Source organism: Streptomyces sp. NPDC056948 (genome assembly GCF_042674225.1).
In the GTDB taxonomy this organism is placed as follows: Bacteria; Actinomycetota; Actinomycetes; order Streptomycetales; family Streptomycetaceae; genus Streptomyces; species Streptomyces purpurascens.
This window is the reverse complement of the sequence record NZ_JBHUQX010000008.1, coordinates 12,215-30,543: the sequence shown is the minus strand read 5'-3', so window position 1 is coordinate 30,543 and position 18,329 is coordinate 12,215. Positions and strand designations below refer to the sequence as shown.

Sequence of the window (18,329 nt, the reverse complement as noted above, 5' to 3'; positions counted from 1 at the left end):
ACTGCCTCTCTCGAACCGACGAGGGCTGGGTCGTGTTGACGCTGCGATGCCCTCTACGCACGGGCGAGGCTTCGCTATGAGGCACGTGAGTGAGGTGACCTGCGCGAACGATGATTGCTGAGTGCAGTCGGTTTGCCTAGTCATAGAGGCATCCTGTGCCTGGTCTGCTGTGCTAACGACATGGGGAGGGCCTTGCGAGCGGCAAGCACTTCCGACGCATCAAGTGTTCGGCCCATGCGGAGCGCTCAGGTTCAGCCACTCATACGTACACCCTTCGGTACCCCACTCCAAGCCCGTCGCACAGCATCTTCAACGTCGGGGACCGCCAGCCCCAACGCCGAAAGCCTCTGCGCAACATCGCGAACAGACCAGCCTAGCCTGTGGGCAGCAAGCAGAAGGTGTTCAAGCTCTACTGGTTCAGCGACCGGCACATAGTCGCCTCCCACCGAAGCCTTGACTCTCAGCATGATCAGATCAGTGTGGTTCGGCCGGTCGCTGGGATACTCAAAGTCCTGAACTGTGAAACCAGCAGCCTGGAGTCTCAACGAGACTTCGAGCGGGCTGCATGCGCAATGATCTGACACCACCATGACCAAAGCCGCTGGTACGAAGTCGAGCGACCACTTGATCTGTTTGAAAAGTTCACCATCGGCATGATGGGAAGAATGCATACTCCCCGGAAGCGAGATCTGAGCGCCCAGTTCCACGAGACGCTGACGGGCAGCAATAATCGAAACGCCTGCCCCTTCGGCAGCATCGACTACTGCCTCAGTAGATATCCGATCCCTAAAAGAAAGTGCATAGGATTTCTCTAGAAGAGCAACGTCGAGCTCATCGACCTGCTCAAGATCTTCCGGGACATTTGGAACGATGTATCCCCTCTGTTTCAAGTACTGGACGGCTGCGGGAATTGAACCACCCCGCCATATGGAGCACCGCATGACTACACCCAGGGGCATTGAACGGCGGCCCCCGTAGGGGATCCACTCTCGAAGAACTCTGTACTCCTGGAAGTTGCTGCTCGTTCGAGGCAGATCATCGAGGATGTCGGGAACTTTCATCCCGAGTGTGGCAAGTCGATCTCTGACGGCATGAGGACTCATGCTGAAGGAATCAGCGGCTAGCAGTACGTGTGCAAGCGGCACCTCGGCAGTAGGGTCAAGCCAGCCAGTGCTTCGATATTCGCTCGTATCGAGCCCTTCGGCCAAGAGAGAGATATCCTGATCCGTCAGAGATTCAGGGTACTCTTCAAAAGGAACCTCGAGCCCCATTTCGCACAATTGGTGAGCCGCCATTTCCAAGGTCACGCCTTTGCGCGCAGCCAGGAAGTTGAGTTCAGGAAGCGAAACTGGATGCGAGGGATCTACGTTCCGGTAAATCCCTCCAGATAGGTTAAGAAGATCTGCACCTTCGGGAAGAATGTGTGGGACCTCTCCCTCCACCGATATCCCGAAAGCCCTGATCCTCTTAGCGATAATAAGGGCGGATTCTCCGGTTGCATGGGCAGCTCGGATCACATCCGCGACACTTGCCCTGCCGGAACGGACACAACTGCGGCCCAAAGCGCGGTGCAACTTGTAGTCAGAGCCGATGTAAGTGTCGTGAGGAGGCTTGAATCCCAGCTCTTCATATGCGGCCGCAGCCTGCTCAATATGCAAACGGAGCTTTTCGGATGCGGCTAGGATCCTCCGGGTGTCGAATGTTCCAGTGAACCACGGGGATCGCCCGTCGAACCTGTCACTGAGCAAGTTCATTGCCAGCTTTGACTTCGCGCTGCCTTCCTCTTCCAGTGGGATGCAGCGAGATACGTCGTAGCCAAGATTAGCCAGAATGCCGATTGCCTCTGGGACCGTCAACTTGGCGCTATGGCAGGCTTGCAACAACGATACCGGTGAAATAGGCGACCTTTGGGAAAATGGTCGGAAATCACGCTTCTCTGCCTGCGCTCCTAGCAAGGAGTGAAGGGCTTGCCGCGGCATCGAAAGAGCCTTGGTCGCGAACGGCACAGACTGACCTAGAGCCTCAAGCTGTTCTATCACGGAGGCTAGATCCCTGTGTAGCTTCAGAGAGGAATGAAGGGCTCTCGCCAAACTACTGTGAGAGTCCCACCGCTGTGCGGCAAGCGCACTTAGGCCGCCGCCAAGTAGGAGTGAATCAGAAGGCATTGCCGGCCTCATGACTGCAACATCCCAGTCTGAAGGACACAGATCACCGAGGCATTTCTTGACTTCATCTGGGAAGTGGGCAGCATATCGCCACAGAGACAGGTGCGGCGGAAGATAAGGGACCGAAGGTAGGTCGGGCAAGGAATTCAGTGAGCTCGGGTCTCGCTCAACGAAGTTTGCACTCTGCCAGTCAGTGCGAAATACCTCGTCGCCGGGAAAGTACCCTGTACGCCCCATCTGAGCGAACCCATCATCAAAAGCCAGCCTGGCATCAAGGTCGACGAGTCCCTCGACTATGACATCAGCAAGTCGTGGTTCTACGCTAACCGCTTTCTCTAGCCAAAAGCTCGTAAAGAAATCGGCAGACAGCAAGCTGGCGGTCGCCGCACGCAGCTTCCTCGTTACTGGGTCGGAGACATCGTCGATGATCTGGTTGCGGTCAACCGTAAGGCGTGGAACCCTTTTCCTTTGTCCCTCAGATACGATTACTGCGCCTGTGAGATTAACGACAGCCCCCGGTATCTTCATGACATTAGTCCGGTCCGTCATTCTGGATCGGTCCCCAGGAATAGCCCAACTTCCCTCGACCGAGATTCCATCGACTAGTAGGGCCCCGCCATGTTCACACCAGAAAACCTCGCCACCCGGGTCAGCTACGACACTGCCTGAAGCATCGATGCGTCCTTGGTCGAAGGCAGCAGTTCGACTAACGTAGGTGTTCGGTTCCCAAGTTTCCCGCTCGCCTTCAAACTCGGCGGCGGTGGTGTACACAGCTACGCCAAGGACAGGTCGAAGAGCCGCCACACATGAAAAATCGCTTACGTCATTGCGTAGATAGAGTCTTACGCGTGTACCACAGGCCTCGCTCAGGAAATCGACGTCGTCTGTGCTCTCCTCAACATGAAATAGGTTGTCTGGGCCTGTTATAGCGACCTTCAGTACCCGTCCCTTCGCTCGGTCCCTGTGGAACTTACAGGTAACCACCTCAATTTCATCGGCGAGCATGAAATAGCTGAGTACGCCAATTCCGAAGCGACTGTTCTCGTGAAATGGAATTCCTTTCCTGCGCCACTGAAGTTTCTCCTCTTGGAACTCCATCAAGTGAGAAAGTCGCACTCCACCTTGAGCGAAAGCATGGAGCAATTCACCCCGCCCCATGCCTGAGCCGTTATCAATGCATTCAATGAATTGCGCACTTCCCGCTGAGCCCTGACGAATCTCGATTTGACCCTGCCACGTGGCTTCGCTCTCGCCGGGCCTAAATATTTCCCGCGCCTTGCGCACATTGCAGGCGTCAAGGGCATTTTGATAGAGTTCACGTATGGCCAGAGACCTATCAGAATACAATTGCTCGCCCGCCAAGAGGTCTCGGACCCGTGTTCCGTCCAGCCCAAACCGAGTTGCAACCGGCAGAAACTTCAAGCGGCCCGTTTGCATATCCTCTTCGGGGCTTACCGCGTCTCCAGAGGCTCGATTCGGGAGTCTTTCCAAACCTCTTACACTGGTTGCTGTGTAGAGTAGGCCGTCTAGAAAATCTGCTCGCTCTTGAAGCGCCACCATCACGGCTTGGTGCGGGCAGCGTGCCTCAAGGCGGAGGGTCCGACCAGCCGCCTGCCACCGCGCATTCTTTACAGTTTCTCTGATCTGCAGGAACGTTATGCAGTCTTTCCCTCCTGAATGCTCTACGAGTACAGGCGGCAGTTCAGCGATATCTAGCGCCATCGCTTGAGCCGCAGCAAGAATGTAACCAATAAGCTGATAGCGTATTTCCCCCCGTCCTGGGTAGAAGTCAGGCTCCTCCGCCAGCGTGCTTCCTCCGTAGAACATGGCTCGAAACAGCCATGAAACCGTATCGATTGTCAGGATTTCTGTCAGTTCATCGGTGCCGGCTAGCGCTATATCAAGGTAGCGCAGCAACTCATCTTCGTGCTTATGGGCATCGCCCGGCCGAGCTAAATACTGGTGCAGAACCCAGGCATCTGCCGTCTTCCGGTCGCGACGTCCTCTTGTAGTGCCGAGTCTGGATTCCGTCTGGCGCTGCAGGCGAGAATATGGCGACCACGCCTCATGCGAGCCGGCGAGTGCTTCGAAGGACCGGTTAAGAATCTGATCGACTTGCCGCGCCAACCGAATTCGGAAGCCGTGATACAAGTGAGGAAGGAGCACCAACAGGGCTACCTCGGCTGTCGCAAATTGGAAGCCCGTTGGCAGGTAGCCGATTACCTTCTCTAGGTTTTGAGATGTACGCCCATGTGCATGCCAGTCAATCCAGGGGTCAGATGAAAGTAGCCGCTGCTCTTCACGGACATTTTCATCTAGGCGAGAGCATACTAGCCCCACCTCATGCTGGGCACGGCTCTTCTGATGGCCGGAAGAAGCCATTTCCCAGACAGTGTTCTCGGAAGCTAGCTTCTTAGTGCTTATGGGACATTGACTAGGCAGGACTGGAAACCTTAGGGCGCCCTCTTCCCCGCTTAGTCGAGGCACCTGGGCGGGCGCGCTGCTGCAGTGGTGCGAATGCAGGTCGCCCATCACCTCTTCCATCACCCTGCGCAGTGAATCTACCGGAAGGTTACCGCCGACGTCTGACAGGACTTCCCGGAAAGCTTGCGTGAACAAGCTGAACGTCCCGCCCGCAGTTGAATTAGTAGATACGAAAACAGCTGGCTGCTCGGGGGCGCATGCCATGAGGTAGGTGAGCCGTTCAGATCCTTCCGGTGGCGACACGGCCGGCAGGTGAGAAGGGTGACTTGAGTCAACGAGCCGATCTCGACAGGCGTCAACCACAAATAGGACCTGTTCTACCTTGCTTGCTTCTACGAGATCCGCCCAGCCTCCATCCAGTTTTACGTTCGTTACATTCATGGTCTGCTGGCCCGTCAGCTTGGAATCATGTGCAGCAAACCAGTGTGTGCGATCGAAATGATATCCATGGCCACTGAGATAGACGACTAGATGATCCCTCCGATGCCCCGCCTGGATGAAGGATTCGATCCGTTCGTTCAGCGTAGACGCATCAAGATCTCCGCAGGCGCTCCGCTGGTCGATGTCGTAGCCGTGAGCCGACAAGGAGTCTCGGACTCCCTCGTACTCTTTGGAAAGGAACAGCAGGTCCGGCCAGTCCGTTGACTCATATTGGTTCACGAAGAGCAAGAGAGCCCTGTGCATTTTCTTATATCCTTATTCCTTCGAGTCGCGCGTGCCAAAAATCAGTGTCATACCTCCCTTTCCCTCCACTTCGCTTGTGCCGATTAGTCGAATCCCTCCCTTAGCGGAAATCTCAAATGAAAGCTGCACCTCTTTGAGCGGAAAACGCCCTGGGGCGTCTGCAACACGCTCGAATACATCGCGTAGGGCGCCGACTGTGCTCTCGATGCTTTCCCGTAGGTGTTCTGACGTGAAAGTCACTGCTGCGAACTCGGAGGCGCTGCCTGGTCGGCGGAGCCCTTTTGTACCTGCGGAGCGGTTCGCTTCCGCGACCGCCTCCTCGGAGTCGAGCCTCACCACGACTTCAAGGCCCTTGGTCTGAGCCTGGTTGCCCAATGACACCTACATCCCCCTACCTTGACGGTCCTCCTGTAGAGCGTAGCCACGAGCTACGCCTCTTACAGGGTTTACGTAAGAACTGGCGATACGTGGGGCTGCTCGATGTGTCTCCCCCCTCCGGTATCAATGGATACGGTCCATGGCGGCACTACGACGCACCAACATGGCGGAGGCGCGATCTACGGGTCGAAGGCACGACAAGTCCTCGATACGGTCATGGTTGTGTCCGGTGCACGGCGGGTTGGTCACCCGTGGGCGTGCGCCGGTTGATCGCGCGCGACTAGGGGAGCTGGTACGGGCATGGCGGTTGACGCTGCTCGGACGGACGAGGGGTTCACGTCGGCGAGGGCTACGCGGGTGATGAGTGCCGCGTGCCAGGCGGCGGGACTGGATGACAGGGGTGCGGAGCTGATTCGGCTCGGCGAGAACGCGCTGTTTCGGCTGGCTTCGGCGCCGGTGATCGTGCGTGTGGCCCGTGGAGAGGCTTGGTTGCCCAAAGCCCGTACGGAGGTGGCCGTCTCGCGGTGGTTGGAGGGGGAAGGGTTCCCGGCCGCCCGTCTGGTTGAAGACTTGGAACAGCCGCTCTTGATCGACGGATACCCGGTGACGTTCTGGCACCTGATCGTCGAGGGCGAGCGGAAGGCCTCGTACGGGGAGTTGGGTGGCATCCTCAGGGATCTGCACGCCATGACGCTGCCGGCCGGGTTGGAGTTGCCTCGGTTCGATCCCTTCGGCAAGCAAGAGCTGCGGATCAACCGGGCCATGGTCCCGGAGGATGACAGGGCCTTTCTGAGGAAGCGCTGGCATGAGCTGCGGGCTCAGTATGAGGAGTTGCAGTTTGAGAGCCCGAAGGGGCCGGTGCACGGCGACGCTCATGTACAGAACCTCATGGTGAACGACCAAGGAGAAGTCATCCTGATCGACTTCGAGGCCTTCTGTTTCGATCACCCTGAGTGGGACCTGATGGTCACAGCCACGGAGCATCACAGTCTTGGTTGGCAGACGGACGAGCAGTACTCCGACTTCGTGCGGGCGTACGGGCGGGACCTGCACGACTGGCCCGGCTACGACACGCTCCGACGGCTTCAAGAGTTCGGCATGACCACGTGGCTCATGCAGAACGTGCAGGAGAACGAAGGGACGGCGGCCGAGTACCGCCGGCGTATCGCTGGCTTGCGGAACGACGATGCGCCGCGGGATTGGCGCCCCTGGTAGCCGCTACTCGTCTTCGTATAGGCGGGCGAGCGCTTCGTTCACCTGCTCGTTGAAGGCGACGACTGCGGGGTTGGCTGCGTACGCACTGACCTCTGCCTGGAAGTCGGTCACGTAGCGCTGGAAGCGGGAGGACTGGAGGGAGTCGCCGCCGTCCACGGCAAGGCTGGCTGTGGTGACGGCGGCTTCCAGCTCTCCGTTCAGCAACTGGCTCTGCGCGAGCACCATGCGACAGAAACCGAGGGTGCGGGCGTACTGCGGATCGGTGCTGTCCACAGCGCGCTGTGCGTGCTCGACCGCCTCACGGCGCATCTTCAGATCGCGGAAGCAGTGGCAGAACTCACCCAAGAGTTCTGCGTCGTCGAAGTAGCTCAACCAGGCCGGGTCCTCGGCGCCGCCGGCGCGCTCAAAGTGGCGCTCCGATTGGTTCATGGCGAGAGCCGCCCCGGTCCGTTCGCCTGCGTTGGAGAGTGCCCGGGCTTCCATCGCCCAGTAGTTCGCCATGGCACGCGGGGTCGCCCGCCCCTTGGCGCCCTCGACGGCGGCGCGGGCTAGCTGGATGGCCTGGACGTGGTTGCCGAGATAGTTCGCCTGGTGGCTGAGGTTGCCGAGAATGCGGGCGCCGAACATGCGGTCGTCGATGACCTGGGACAGTCGCAGTGTGGACGTGAGATAGCGGTGGGCGAGCCGGTGGTTTCCGGAGTCGTATGCGGTCCATGCGAGTAACTGGGACACTTCGGCGGCTGCGCCGAATAGGGCCGTGCCCACCTTCTCGCTGTAGCTGGCGCTGAGTAGAGGCAGGACCTCGTGGCGGAAGTAGTGGCGTAGCGCCTTATGGCCGTGGCCTCCGCCGTACTTGAAGTCGAGTTGCATGAAGGTGGCGGCAGCGTCCCTGATCGCACGTACGTCGCGCATGCCGACCCGTTGATGGGCGGGACTGTCGGCCTGGATGCCGTCCGGGCGCGCGATCATCCACGACAGGACGGCGGAGCTGAGGTCTGAGTCCGCAACGATCAGTGGCTCGGGTGTGACGGTGTCGGCGCGTTCTTGGGCGAGCCCGTCCAGCATCGACAGCACGTCGGGGACCGTACTGGGATACCCGATCGGTTCCGGAGCGGCGGACTGTGTGTGATCGAAGAAGCCGAGATCCCCGGGATTGATCCTGCGGCCGAGTTTGGCGCTCAGCACGTCCGCCATGAGTGCCGCAGTCTGAGGCTGGATGCCCGCGCCGTCCCGCCATCGCTGTACGGAGACGTGCGTAGTCCCCAGACTGATGCCGCGCTGGGCGGCGGCATCCTTCATGCGCTTCGCCAGGCCCTTGTTCGAGACCTGCGCCTCGTCCATGACGGCGACTAAGTGCGCGTTCGGCTCCCGGCTCATGCTCCCCTGCCCAACCCGAGAATGACGGCGAGTGCTCATCTTGTCACAGCAGTATCACCCCGGGGGTTCATTCGCGAACCCCCCTTGGCTTTGCAGGTGTTCACGTGAACCCCCCGATGAACGCTCCCGATCGCACTCCCGGCGCCGTGTACTGGCCTGCGTGAAGCAAACGGCGACATGAGAGCCGTCGGAGGCTCGGAAGGGGATGTGATGGACGCGGGGAAAGCCGAGTACGTGGCGAGGGAGCTGGAAGCGTATGCCCACTGGTTCGCTGCACCGGACCCGTCCGCAAACGCGCACTTCCTGGCACTGACGCTCTTCGACGAGTGCGGCGACGCCGCCCGAATCGCGCGTGACACGACGTCGGCGTTTCTGCGGGGCGTCGTCACGGGTGAAGTGGTGCATGACGCCCGGCTGGCCGTTTCAGAGCTGGTGGGAAACGTGGTGAACCACGTGGTGCCGGACCGTACCCGTTCCCGGCCCGGCGGACGTCGGCGCATCGACGTGATCTTCAAGCTGTACCCCGCGTGGTTCTTCATCGGAGTCAAGGACGAAGACTCGACGCCGCCGATTCTCCCCATGGGCGATGCCCTCTGTCCCGAGTTGGTGGGGGAGCTGAGCGAGGCGGTTCTTCCGGATAGCGGCCGCGGGTTGATGATCACGCAACGGATGGCGGCGGCGGTGTGGTGGACGCCGGACGAGGGCGGCGGCAAGACGGTCTGGTGTCGCTTCGACCTGGACGGTTACAAACCGCGTCAATGATCTCCGGGCCGCCGCCTCCTCGTCACTCCCACGCGATCGGGAGCAGGGCGGTGGCTCGGAAACCGGCCGGAGTCTGACCCCTCCGGCCAGCGGAGCGCGGCCTCTTGCGATAGGGCCACTGGACTCCCCCGCCCTGGAGCAGGGGGCCGCGCTTCACAACCACATACCGAGGCCGGGCCACCCCATCAGCCCTGGAAAGCGAAGGGTGGCCCGGCTGGGAACACGGCGGTTCCCGGTGCCTGATGGTACCGGGGCCGCCGTGCTGCTTTCGGCCCTGGTCTAAAGGAAGTTGATGACCAGTTATGTGGATCAGGGCTGAGGTGGGCAAGGTGACTGGCGCAAGTGAGGACTGGCTCGGCGATGGGCTCGACGGCATCGCGGGCGTGGAGACCGGCCTCTGGGTGCCGGGAGTCGACTACTTGGCGGGCTGGCGTGAGGGGCGTGAGGTCGCTGATCGCCTGAACAGGGCGCTCCTGAGCGCGGGCTTCGAGTTGTCCGTCGTGCGGGCCGTCGCCTCGACGAATGAGGACGGGCGCGGCGTCGTTCGCCTGGCGGGCAGGCCTGCTGACATGGACCGGCTCGCTGTGCTTCTGGAGGCGGGGGACGATGGCGACGGTGGTGCAGCATGAGGCGTCCATCCGCTGGTGAGCGCGGCACGTGGGCACGTCGCCGGCCGCAGAGACTTTGGGCAGTAGCTGCCATGGGGCGAGAGAACAGGGGGCCTTACGCTCGCCCGCGAACCGGGCTGGCTGTTGGCCTGCCCGCAATGGCCCGGTCGGCCCCCTGTTCTTCGAGGCTCGCCCCATGGGAGCTGCCTAAAGTCTCGGAGGCCGTCGACCCCCAGCCCACCCCGCCCCTGCTCACGACGGCCGGTCGACTCCTCGACGTCTCGGGCGTGCTGCGGTCTGGGGCGGCCGGCGACTGGCCGGGACCGGCGGTCACGCCGCACGCCCGGCCGGGGCGGCCGGGCGGCCCGGCGCGCCGCAGGCGCGCCCTTGAGGAAGTGAAGGCTGTTTCGACCGATCGCCGCTGGCACTCAGGCGCGGGCGCGTCGTGCGGGCTGCTTGTCGGCGGTGATCCGGAAAGCGAGTTCGGCACGGTCGGCGCCGATTCGGAGTTCTTCGAGGATCAGGGGACGGTCGTCGGTGCCGTGCGTAACGCGGGCGAGGTGCAGGATGGGGGTCGCGTCGGGGAGCTGGAGCGTAGCGCGCTCGTCGGGCAGCGGCATGCGGGCGCGGACCGTCTCCGACCACCACAGCTTGTGGCCGTCCGTGGTGAGCACCCAGTAGATCGCTGCCGGTCGCTTCCACGGTTCTTCCGCGAGCAGCGGCACCGCCTCGGCGACTTCGAACGGGATCAGAGTGCGATGCATCGCGCGGGTGCCGGTGGCAGTGTCGATCAGGAGCCGGTCACAGCCGAACACGGCTTCCTCCTCGGCCAGTTGGAGAAGCTGACCGGTGGCTTTCGTGGTGCGCGCGCGGTACGTGGTGGGCTCTTCGGCCTCCTCCCAGATGTCAGCATCGGGCATGGCGAACTGGCCGTCTGTGGTGCGGCTGATACGTCGTTCGAGGGTGAGCGTGGGCTGGCCGTCGGAGCGTACGAAGCTGCCCTTGCCGTGGCGGACGTCGATCAGGCCTTCGGCGCGCAATGCGGCGATCGCGTTTCGGACCGTGGGGCGGGAGACGCCGTAGCGGCTCATGAGCTGGGCTTCGGACGGCAACAGGGAGTCAGGGGCGAACTCGCCCGACAAGATCGCCTCGCGGATTGCGGCGGCGACTTGCTGGTAGAGGGCTCCGGGGCGCTGGATCTCCGACATCTCGGCATCTCCGGTGTGAGGTCGTAGGCACGTCGCACGCGCGACATCACTCGTCAGCATAAGTAGTTGCGCTCTCGCCGTACAGAACCTCATAGTCATAACTCGTTAGGACAAGTGACGTCAGTATCTCTCTGATGTCCCGACTGGCCAGGGAGGCCAACACCAATGCAGTCCATTCCCGTGGACACGGCGCGGCTCGGCGTACTGCGGTGTGCCAGCGCGCCCGAAGTGAAGCTCAGCAACACCGAGACACAGGAGGTGAAGAAGGACCGGGACGGCAACACGGTCTACACCGTGGCCGTCACCGTGCGGCCGGACGGACGGCGTATCTCCGTGATCGAGATCGCCGTCAGCGGTGAGCCCAAGGGCATCGAACCGGGTCAGGTCGTCAAGGTCACCGGCCTGACGGCGTTCGCCTGGTCGATGGGCGACCGCAGCGGCGTCAGCTTCCGCGTGGACGCTGTCTCGCCCGCGCACGGAACGGCCGGGCAGGGCAAGGGCGGTGACGCGTGATGGGCGCGATCCTGCTCGCCTTCGCCCTAGCCGTGCTGGCCTGGGTGCTCGTCGTCGGCGACCTGGTCCGCCGCCACCGGCCGGCCTGGCACTGGTACCTCGTCGGCTACCCGGTGACTGCGTGCCGGGTGATGTTCACCTGGCGCCGGGTCGCCATGCTCAACGACCTGTCCGTATCCCGTCTTCCGGCGCGCACGCTGATCGGGCATCTGCTGGTCAAGGGTGATCCGGTGCGGCCAGTGGCCCCGCGGAGCTCCTTTCCGCGTGCTACGCGCACGGGGCTGACTGTGACCGTGAGGCTGCACGCGGGCCAGACCCCGGTGACCTACCTGAAGGCGGCCGATGCGCTCGTGCACGCGTGGAAGGTCCACGCAGTGCGGGTCACCTCGCCGGAACGCGGCCTCGTCCTGCTGACTGCGATGGCCAGTGATCCGCTGGAGCGGCCCGGCTTAGCGACCGCACCCGCCGAGCTGCTGTCCGCGCTCATCGGCGCGCTGGAGACCGGTCGGGCGTGGGTGATGAACCTGCGCCTGGTGCCGCACTGGCTCATCGTCGGGGCCACCCGGTCCGGCAAGTCCACCCTGCTGGCCCGGCTGATCACTCAGCTCGCACCGCAGCCGGTCGCCTTGGTCGGCATCGACTGCAAGGGTGGCATGGAACTCGGCTTGTTCTCCGGTCGGTTGAGCGCGCTGGCCACATGCCGACGCGAAGCGGTCGCCGTGCTCTCCGCGCTCGTCATCGACATGCAAGACCGGATGAGCGCCTGTCGGTCGGCCGGTGTGCGCTCGATATGGGAACTGCCGGACAAGCTCCGACCGGTTCCGGTCGTCGTGCTCGTCGACGAGATCGCAGAGCTGTACCTGTCCGACGGCACACGCGACAGCAAGGCAGAAGCCGAACAGTGCTCCACGCTGCTGCTGCGTCTGGCTCAGCTCGGGGCAGCCCTCGGCGTCCACCTGGTCGTGGCCGGACAGAGGGTCGGCTCCGACCTGGGGCCCGGTGTCACCGCCCTACGGGCCCAGCTCGGCGGCCGGATCTGCCACCGGGTCAACGACCCAGGCACGGCAGAGATGACCTTGGGCGACCTGAACAAAGACGCCGTGGCCGTCGCACAAGCGATCACGGCGGAGGAACGGGGCGTGGCCGTGTGCACCGGCCCGGATGGCGGGTGGAGTCGTGCCCGCTCCCACCTCACGCCCACAGAAGAGGCCGTGTCGACGACCCGCAGGCATGCGGCCCTCACCCCGGATCTGCCCGCCCTCGGCCGCGCTCTGGCAGCACTGGAAGGAGACGACAAGTGATCAGCGAAGGTACGGCGTTCACGTTCGCGGTGGTCTTCGGGATCATCACCGTCCTCCTCGTCCGCTCCCGCGATGTGCGCGCGTGGGAAGCGGTCTGCGTCGGCCTCTTCGGCCTGTACCTCGGCCAGACCCCTGTCATCTACACGGTGCACGGACTCGTCACCTGGGTGATCAGCGGCTTCTCCCACACCTGACCAGAGAAGGGAACGCAACGGCATGCCTATGCCCCGCGTGAGGTGCCCCCACTGCAAGGGCGACGGAGCCCGGAAGACATGGACCGGCCGGCTGCGGCGCTGCCGCGTCTGCCGGGGGACCGGCACCATCCGCTGAACCTCAGACTCCACCCGGGCACACACGGAAGGTGACCCCCATGACCAACACCGCCCCGCCACCCCTCCACCGTGCCGCTGCGGCGGCCCACCCCGGAAGGTCACCACCATCACCCCGGAGTACGCACCGGCTGACCGGCGCGCCGTCCTCGACCGCGCGGCGCGCCTGCGTCAGTTGCCCGAAGCAGACCGCGACGCAATCCGCCTCGCTCAAGACCCTAAATTTCCGCGCTGGCTGGACCAGGTCACCGCTACCGGTGGCTGCGCACACCCCGTCCACCTGTCCGGCTCGACCACGACCCTGGACGCCGAAACGGGGGAAGTCCTCCACCACTACGACACCCGCAACGAACCTGGCGAACGCCTCCTCGTCCGCTGCCGCAACCGACGCGCAACCGTCTGCCCGGCATGCTCCCGCCTCCACGCGGGCGACACTTTTCACCTTGTCCGCGCGGGCCTCCTCGGCGGCAAGAACGTCCCCGCCACGGTCCGGCACCGCCCTCGGCTCTTCGTGACCCTGACCGCCCCGTCCTTCGGCCCCGTGCACCGGGCCGGAGAGCAATGCAGGCCCCGCCGCGACCGTGAGGTGTGCGAACACGGCCGCTCCCTTGGCTGCGGCGCCATGCACGGCCCTGATGATGCCGCCGTCGGACTGCCGCTGTGCGCCGAGTGCTACGACTACACGGGCCACGTGCTGTGGCACGCGCACGCGTCCAAGCTGTGGGATCGGTTCGTCATCGACGTCCGGCGGCGTTTGGCCTCCTCGGTCGGCCTCGTGCAGTCCCGATTCGCCGAGCATGCCCGGCTGTCCTTCGCCCGCGTCGCCGAGTATCAAAAGCGGGCGGCCGTCCACGTGCACACCATCGTCCGCCTCGACGGCCCGGCCGGGCCCAGCGACGAACCCCCGGCTTGGGGCACCGTCGACCGCCTGACCGACGCCGTACGGGCATCGGCGCATCGGGTCCAGGTCGGAACGCCCTACAGTCCGGCCGTTGGTGAGGTGGTGCTGCGCTGGGGCGCCCAGCTTGATGTCCGTCGGCTGCGCGTCGACGGTGACGGGCCGGATGACGACGCGGTGGCCGCGTATGTCGCGAAATACGTCACCAAGGGAGCCAGCGAGACAGGCGCCGGCACCGACCATCCGCTCACGGCCTGGCACGACATCGGCATGATGCCCGTGAGCGAACACGTCCGCACCCTCATGCGGACCTGCTGGCGCCTCGGCGGCCTCCCTGAGTACGAACACCTCCGCCTCCGCGCCTGGGCTCACACCCTCGGCTACCGGGGGCACATCCTCACCAAGTCCCGTGCCTACTCCACCACCTATGCGGCCTTGCGTGCCGAACGCGCCCACCACATGGGCCACGGCAGCGGACGAGACGAGATCCCCAACCAGGTCACCGATCGGCACTGGCGTTACGTCGGCTCTGGCCATACCCCCGGTGCGGCGCTCATCGCGGCGGGAATCGCGGATGACCTTGCAGAGTCTCGACGGCTTGGCACCGAAGCGAAGCAAGAGGGGAGTGGCGCTTATAACCGCACTTCCCGAGCGTGAGCCGCAGCAGTCAGGGCGCCCGCTGCCGCCTCGGTGTGGCGACGGCAGGGCACCGAGTGTGATCGAAAGCGAGATCGTGATCGTTGACGATGATGGCACGGAAGAGCCGTTCGACCCCGCGTCGTGGTTCTCGTGAGTCGAGAAGCCACCTCCCCGTACGGCTCGAGAAGGCGGCTGCCCGCGTCAGTCGGACGGACCGTGCTAGAAGGCCTCCGCGAAGTCGTCCTCCTTGAGTATCAGCCGGTCCCGTACATCCTTGGGGATCATCAGCTTCATGTGGATGCGTGGGGCGCGTACGCCCTTCACCTTGGTCCGCTTGATCACGCACCTCACTCCGACCCGGAGAAGATCCGCGGCCATGGCCTCCATACCGCCTTCCTCCCAGTGGGTACGGAACGACTTGCCGTTGTGCACGGCCACCCACCGGTCCTTGGTCGACTCGGGGTCGATGGCCTCCAGTTGCTTGATGAGGTCGTCCAGTGTCTTCTCAGCCTGCTCTTTGGTGAAGCGCGTCTTCGTGAAGCGGCCTCCAGGCTCAAGCCCGGTCATGTAGTAGCTGATGGACTGTTCCAGGCGCAGTTGTTCCTTGCGGGCCTCGGCGCCCTGCCGGTACTCGCGTGTCATGACGGGTTCGTCCCCGAGAACCCTCAGAACGTCGCCGACGAGCTTGCCGTAGATCTCATCGGGGTTCGGAGCGCCGTGGCCTCCGGCCTTGCACTTGCCACACCGCAGGTACGAATAGGACCGATCCTTGACGCGGTTCTGCTGAACAGTCATGTTCGAGCCGCAGTCGTGGCAGATCAGGACTCCGAGGAACCTTGTTGCCCCCTCCGGGCGCCGGGTGGGCTGGTTCTTCCCTCGGCGGTCGAGTGCCTCTTGAAGGCTGTTGAACTCGTCCTCGGTGAAGATCGGGTCTGCCACGCGAATGGGCTTCGCGTCGCTACCCAGAACGATCTTCGAGCGGCGTACGCCCCCGTTCTTGTCCTCTTCTACGCGGTAGCCCATGAGTGCCGGGTTCCTGAGTCGGCGGAGCTGTGTCGACGCTGTCAGGCCTGATCCGCAGAGGCCGGCGCGCACCAGGACCTTGACCATGCGCCGGGCGGAAGCAGGCTTGTCCCGCATGGCGGCCTTGCGGCACCAGTGCAGTGCCCGGTGCGCGTCCTTGTCGATGGCGAGTACGACCCTGCCGTTCTCGTCCTCCGCCGTCTCGTACCCGTACCCCGGCTTGCCCACAAGCCAGTCGCTCTGTGTCTTGGTGTAGTCCCAGAGGCTCGCTACGCGCGTGCTGGTGTTGGCGGCCTCGATCTCGGCGATGCCGCCGACGATCGTGACCATGATCTTCCCGGCCGTTGTAGTCAGGTCGATCGAGTCGTTCTTGGAGACGAGGTTCTTCCCATACTTCAAGCACCAGTCGATCATGGTGCTGAGGTCCGAGAGGCGACGTACGAAACGGTCCAGTTTCCAGAAAAGGATCTCGTCGAACTCGGGCGCCCGGTTGTTCAGCCAGTCCCCGAGCTCCTTGCGCTTCCACGGCGGAACCTTCGTCGCCGAGACGTTGAGATCGCTCGCGACTCCGATCACTCGGCAGCCGCGCTCCCTGGCGAGCAGACGTAGATCGAGTTCCTGCCGGACGGGCGATGTCGTGTCGTCGGTGAGGACCGACAGACGCACGGACAAGAGTGCCCGCGGTGCGTCGTCCGGCAGGAGGGCTTCCGTCTTCTTCAGCTCCCGTAAGAGGGCTAAGTCAGCCTCGGACCATTCGGCATCAACTGAGTACAGCCCGCGGTCAGTTGCGGCGCGGGTCCTCGTTCGCTTCCCCATGACCTGCACGGTAGCGGTTTTGGGTCCGTTGGTGAATGGCCGCAGATGGACACGGAGATCCAGATCGGTCCGACGGGGAAGAAGCTGCTGCCCCTGTCGGTCAAGAACGCCGGCCCGGCGCCTGCTTCGAGCGGGCACGCGCACTGACACCGTCGTCGGCGGCTGCCTCCGCGAGGAGGAGGTAGCCGGCGGCGGTCCAGGTGTAGGCGCGGTCCCTCAGGCCCGTGCCGGTCAGGGCGTTGAAGTTCTCGGCGAAGCCGTGGGTTTCGCACAGGGTGCGGAAGCGGATGCTGATGTCGGCTGCCAGCCGGTGGTGGCCGGCGCGGCGCAGGCCGTCTTCGATGAGGACCGTGGCGGGGGCCCAGATCGGGCCGCGCCAGTAGCCGTCGGCGAGGTAGTGCGGTGAGGTCGGCAGCTCCGTGGCCAGGCCGTGGGGGGTCAGGTGGGCCGCGATGCGGTCGGCCAGCCGGGCGCTGATCCCGGGCGGGAGGTGCTCGCCCAGCACGATGGGCATCAGGTCGAGAAGGCTGGAGCCGGTCCAGGTGTTCCCGCTGTGGACGCCTCGGGTGGTGAAGCGGTCGCCGGTCCAGAGTTCGTCCAGCAGGGCCGCCTGGGTCGCCTCGGCGGCTCGTGTCCACCGCGTGGCGTCGTCAGGTCTGTCCAAGTGTGCTGCCAGGGCGGCGAGTTCGTGCTGCTGGAGGATGAGGAAGGCGGCCAGGTCCGCGGTGACGACCACGCGTTCGGGGTCGAACGTGGTGGCGTTGTCCCAGCCGCTGTCGTTGCCGTGGTGGTAGTGGGGGAGTGCCGCGCCGGGGGTGCGCCGGGCGGTGAGCCAGAAGGTCGTCCAGCGTTCCAGCCGGTCGTAGGCGCCTGCCAGTTCCGTGCGGTCGGGGGGTGTGGGCAGGCGGCGGCGCAGGTGGCCGAGGGCCCAGCCGTGGATGGGCGGTTTGACGAAGTTGTGCAGGACCTCGGAGTGGGTGACCGAATCGGGGAGCGCCCCGGTCTCGTCCTGGTGGTCGAAGGGAAGCTGGTACTGGTCCCAGGCCAGTTCGGGGCAGCCGGGGGCCAGGGCCAAGGCGTTGAAGCAGTGGTCCCAGCTCCAGACCTTGTCCATCCAGTGCTTGGACATCAGTACGGCGGGCCGGGGGACCAGCCCCGCCGGGCGTACGGTCGCGGACCACACGACGTAGGCGGCGAGTTCGGCGGCCGGGGTGGCCGAGGAGCGCCAAGGGGCCACCGCGTCGACGAAGTCCGCGAAGGCGTTCCGCGCCGTCTCGACGATCTTGCCGAAGAGTGAGGTCGACACGTACGGCGGGCGGGCCGTGTCGAGTTCCTCGACGGCGATCTCCCAGGAGTCGTCCGGGCCTGCGGTGACCGTGAGGCCGCGGTCGGCGGTGCCCAGGGTCTGGTCGCCGTGGGTGTGGGGCACCGTGCCGGACAGGACGGTGACGCGGTAGCGGCGGCCGGTCTCGTACGACGTGAAGACGTAGGCCTCGGTGGCCGCGTCGCGGAAGAAGTACGTGCCGCTGAAGGGGGTCAGCGTGCGGGCCGAGGCGCAGACGCGCAGCGACAGTGCCGTGCCGCGCAGGCGGACGGTGTCCGGCGACTCGTAGGCGAGGTCGACGCGGCCGGCCGTACTGATCCAGCTCAGCAGGCCCGGGGTGGCCTCCACCCGGGTCTCGGCCCGCTCGCCCGTCGCCCGGTCGAGGGGCGTCAGGCTCAGCACGGCGTGCATGCCGTTCTGGTGCGAGACGAGGTGGAGGTCTTCGGCGTACGTCTTCTCCGCCACCACGGGGGAGATGTCGAACCAGGATCCGGACGTGCTGAACGGGATGTCCTGGACGGAGAAGGCCGGGCCGGAGCGGTCGGCGGTCATGAAGGGGCACTCGTTTCTCGAGCAGGGATCGTGCGGAGGTCGGTCCTCGACCA

The 18,329-nt window shown here is 64.1% G+C and carries 12 protein-coding genes; 7 read left to right on the top strand and 5 right to left on the bottom strand.

Going from position 1 to position 18,329, the window contains the following annotated elements; all coding sequences use genetic code 11:
- Positions 1-251: 251 nt before the first annotated feature.
- Positions 252-5,333, bottom strand: a complete 5,082-nt coding sequence (locus tag ACFTZL_RS02215; protein ID WP_382577146.1) for a hypothetical protein — start codon at positions 5,331-5,333, stop codon at positions 252-254.
- Positions 5,334-6,011: 678 nt separating this feature from the next.
- Between ACFTZL_RS02215 and ACFTZL_RS02210 the strand changes: the two genes are divergently transcribed.
- Positions 6,012-6,926: a phosphotransferase enzyme family protein gene (locus tag ACFTZL_RS02210; RefSeq protein WP_382577143.1), complete on the top strand. Its 915-nt coding sequence runs from the start codon at positions 6,012-6,014 to the stop codon at positions 6,924-6,926.
- A 3-nt stretch (positions 6,927-6,929) separates the two neighbouring features.
- Here the strand turns inward: ACFTZL_RS02210 and ACFTZL_RS02205 are convergent, their stop codons facing one another.
- Positions 6,930-8,303: a sporulation protein gene (locus tag ACFTZL_RS02205; protein WP_382577142.1), complete on the bottom strand. Its 1,374-nt coding sequence runs from the start codon at positions 8,301-8,303 to the stop codon at positions 6,930-6,932.
- Positions 8,304-8,513: 210 nt separating this feature from the next.
- On the opposite strand from ACFTZL_RS02205, the gene ACFTZL_RS02200 reads away from it, so the two are divergent.
- The gene (locus ACFTZL_RS02200; protein WP_382577140.1) at positions 8,514-9,065 is read left to right on the top strand and encodes an ATP-binding protein; all 552 of its coding nucleotides are present in this window, start codon (positions 8,514-8,516) and stop codon (positions 9,063-9,065) included.
- A 329-nt stretch (positions 9,066-9,394) separates the two neighbouring features.
- Positions 9,395-9,694, top strand: coding sequence for a hypothetical protein (locus ACFTZL_RS02195; RefSeq protein ID WP_382577137.1), 300 nt, complete (start codon positions 9,395-9,397; stop codon positions 9,692-9,694).
- 407 nt (positions 9,695-10,101) lie between these two features.
- On the opposite strand, the gene ACFTZL_RS02190 is transcribed toward ACFTZL_RS02195, so the two are convergent.
- Positions 10,102-10,881 (bottom strand): GntR family transcriptional regulator, encoded by a 780-nt coding sequence (locus ACFTZL_RS02190; protein ID WP_382577135.1) that lies wholly within the window; start codon positions 10,879-10,881, stop codon positions 10,102-10,104.
- Positions 10,882-11,046: 165 nt separating this feature from the next.
- Between ACFTZL_RS02190 and ACFTZL_RS02185 the strand changes: the two genes are divergently transcribed.
- The 4 genes from ACFTZL_RS02185 to ACFTZL_RS02170 all read left to right on the top strand — a co-directional run bounded on the left by ACFTZL_RS02185 (position 11,047) and on the right by ACFTZL_RS02170 (position 14,579).
- Positions 11,047-11,394 carry a hypothetical protein gene (locus ACFTZL_RS02185; protein WP_382577132.1) on the top strand — a complete coding sequence of 116 codons (348 nt, stop codon included), beginning with the start codon at positions 11,047-11,049 and terminating at the stop codon, positions 11,392-11,394.
- Entirely contained in the window at positions 11,394-12,695 is a 1,302-nt protein-coding gene (locus tag ACFTZL_RS02180; protein WP_382577130.1) for an FtsK/SpoIIIE domain-containing protein, read from the top strand. Before ACFTZL_RS02185 ends, ACFTZL_RS02180 begins: the two co-directional genes overlap by 1 nt.
- Positions 12,692-12,889 carry a hypothetical protein gene (locus tag ACFTZL_RS02175; RefSeq protein WP_382577129.1) on the top strand — a complete coding sequence of 66 codons (198 nt, stop codon included), beginning with the start codon at positions 12,692-12,694 and terminating at the stop codon, positions 12,887-12,889. The genes ACFTZL_RS02180 and ACFTZL_RS02175 overlap by 4 nt, the downstream gene beginning before the upstream one ends.
- A gap of 301 nt (positions 12,890-13,190) precedes the next feature.
- Positions 13,191-14,579, top strand: coding sequence for a replication initiator (locus ACFTZL_RS02170; RefSeq protein ID WP_382577181.1), 1,389 nt, complete (start codon positions 13,191-13,193; stop codon positions 14,577-14,579).
- 201 nt (positions 14,580-14,780) lie between these two features.
- On the opposite strand, the gene ACFTZL_RS02165 is transcribed toward ACFTZL_RS02170, so the two are convergent.
- Together ACFTZL_RS02165 and ACFTZL_RS02160 are read right to left on the bottom strand one after the other, a co-directional pair.
- A complete protein-coding gene (locus ACFTZL_RS02165; protein WP_382577179.1) occupies positions 14,781-16,400 on the bottom strand; it encodes a recombinase family protein in 1,620 nt (539 codons plus the stop codon).
- Positions 16,401-16,500: 100 nt separating this feature from the next.
- On the bottom strand, positions 16,501-18,276 hold the full coding sequence (locus ACFTZL_RS02160; RefSeq protein WP_382577126.1) for an amylo-alpha-1,6-glucosidase: 1,776 nt from the start codon (positions 18,274-18,276) through the stop codon (positions 16,501-16,503).
- Positions 18,277-18,329 lie beyond the last annotated feature (53 nt).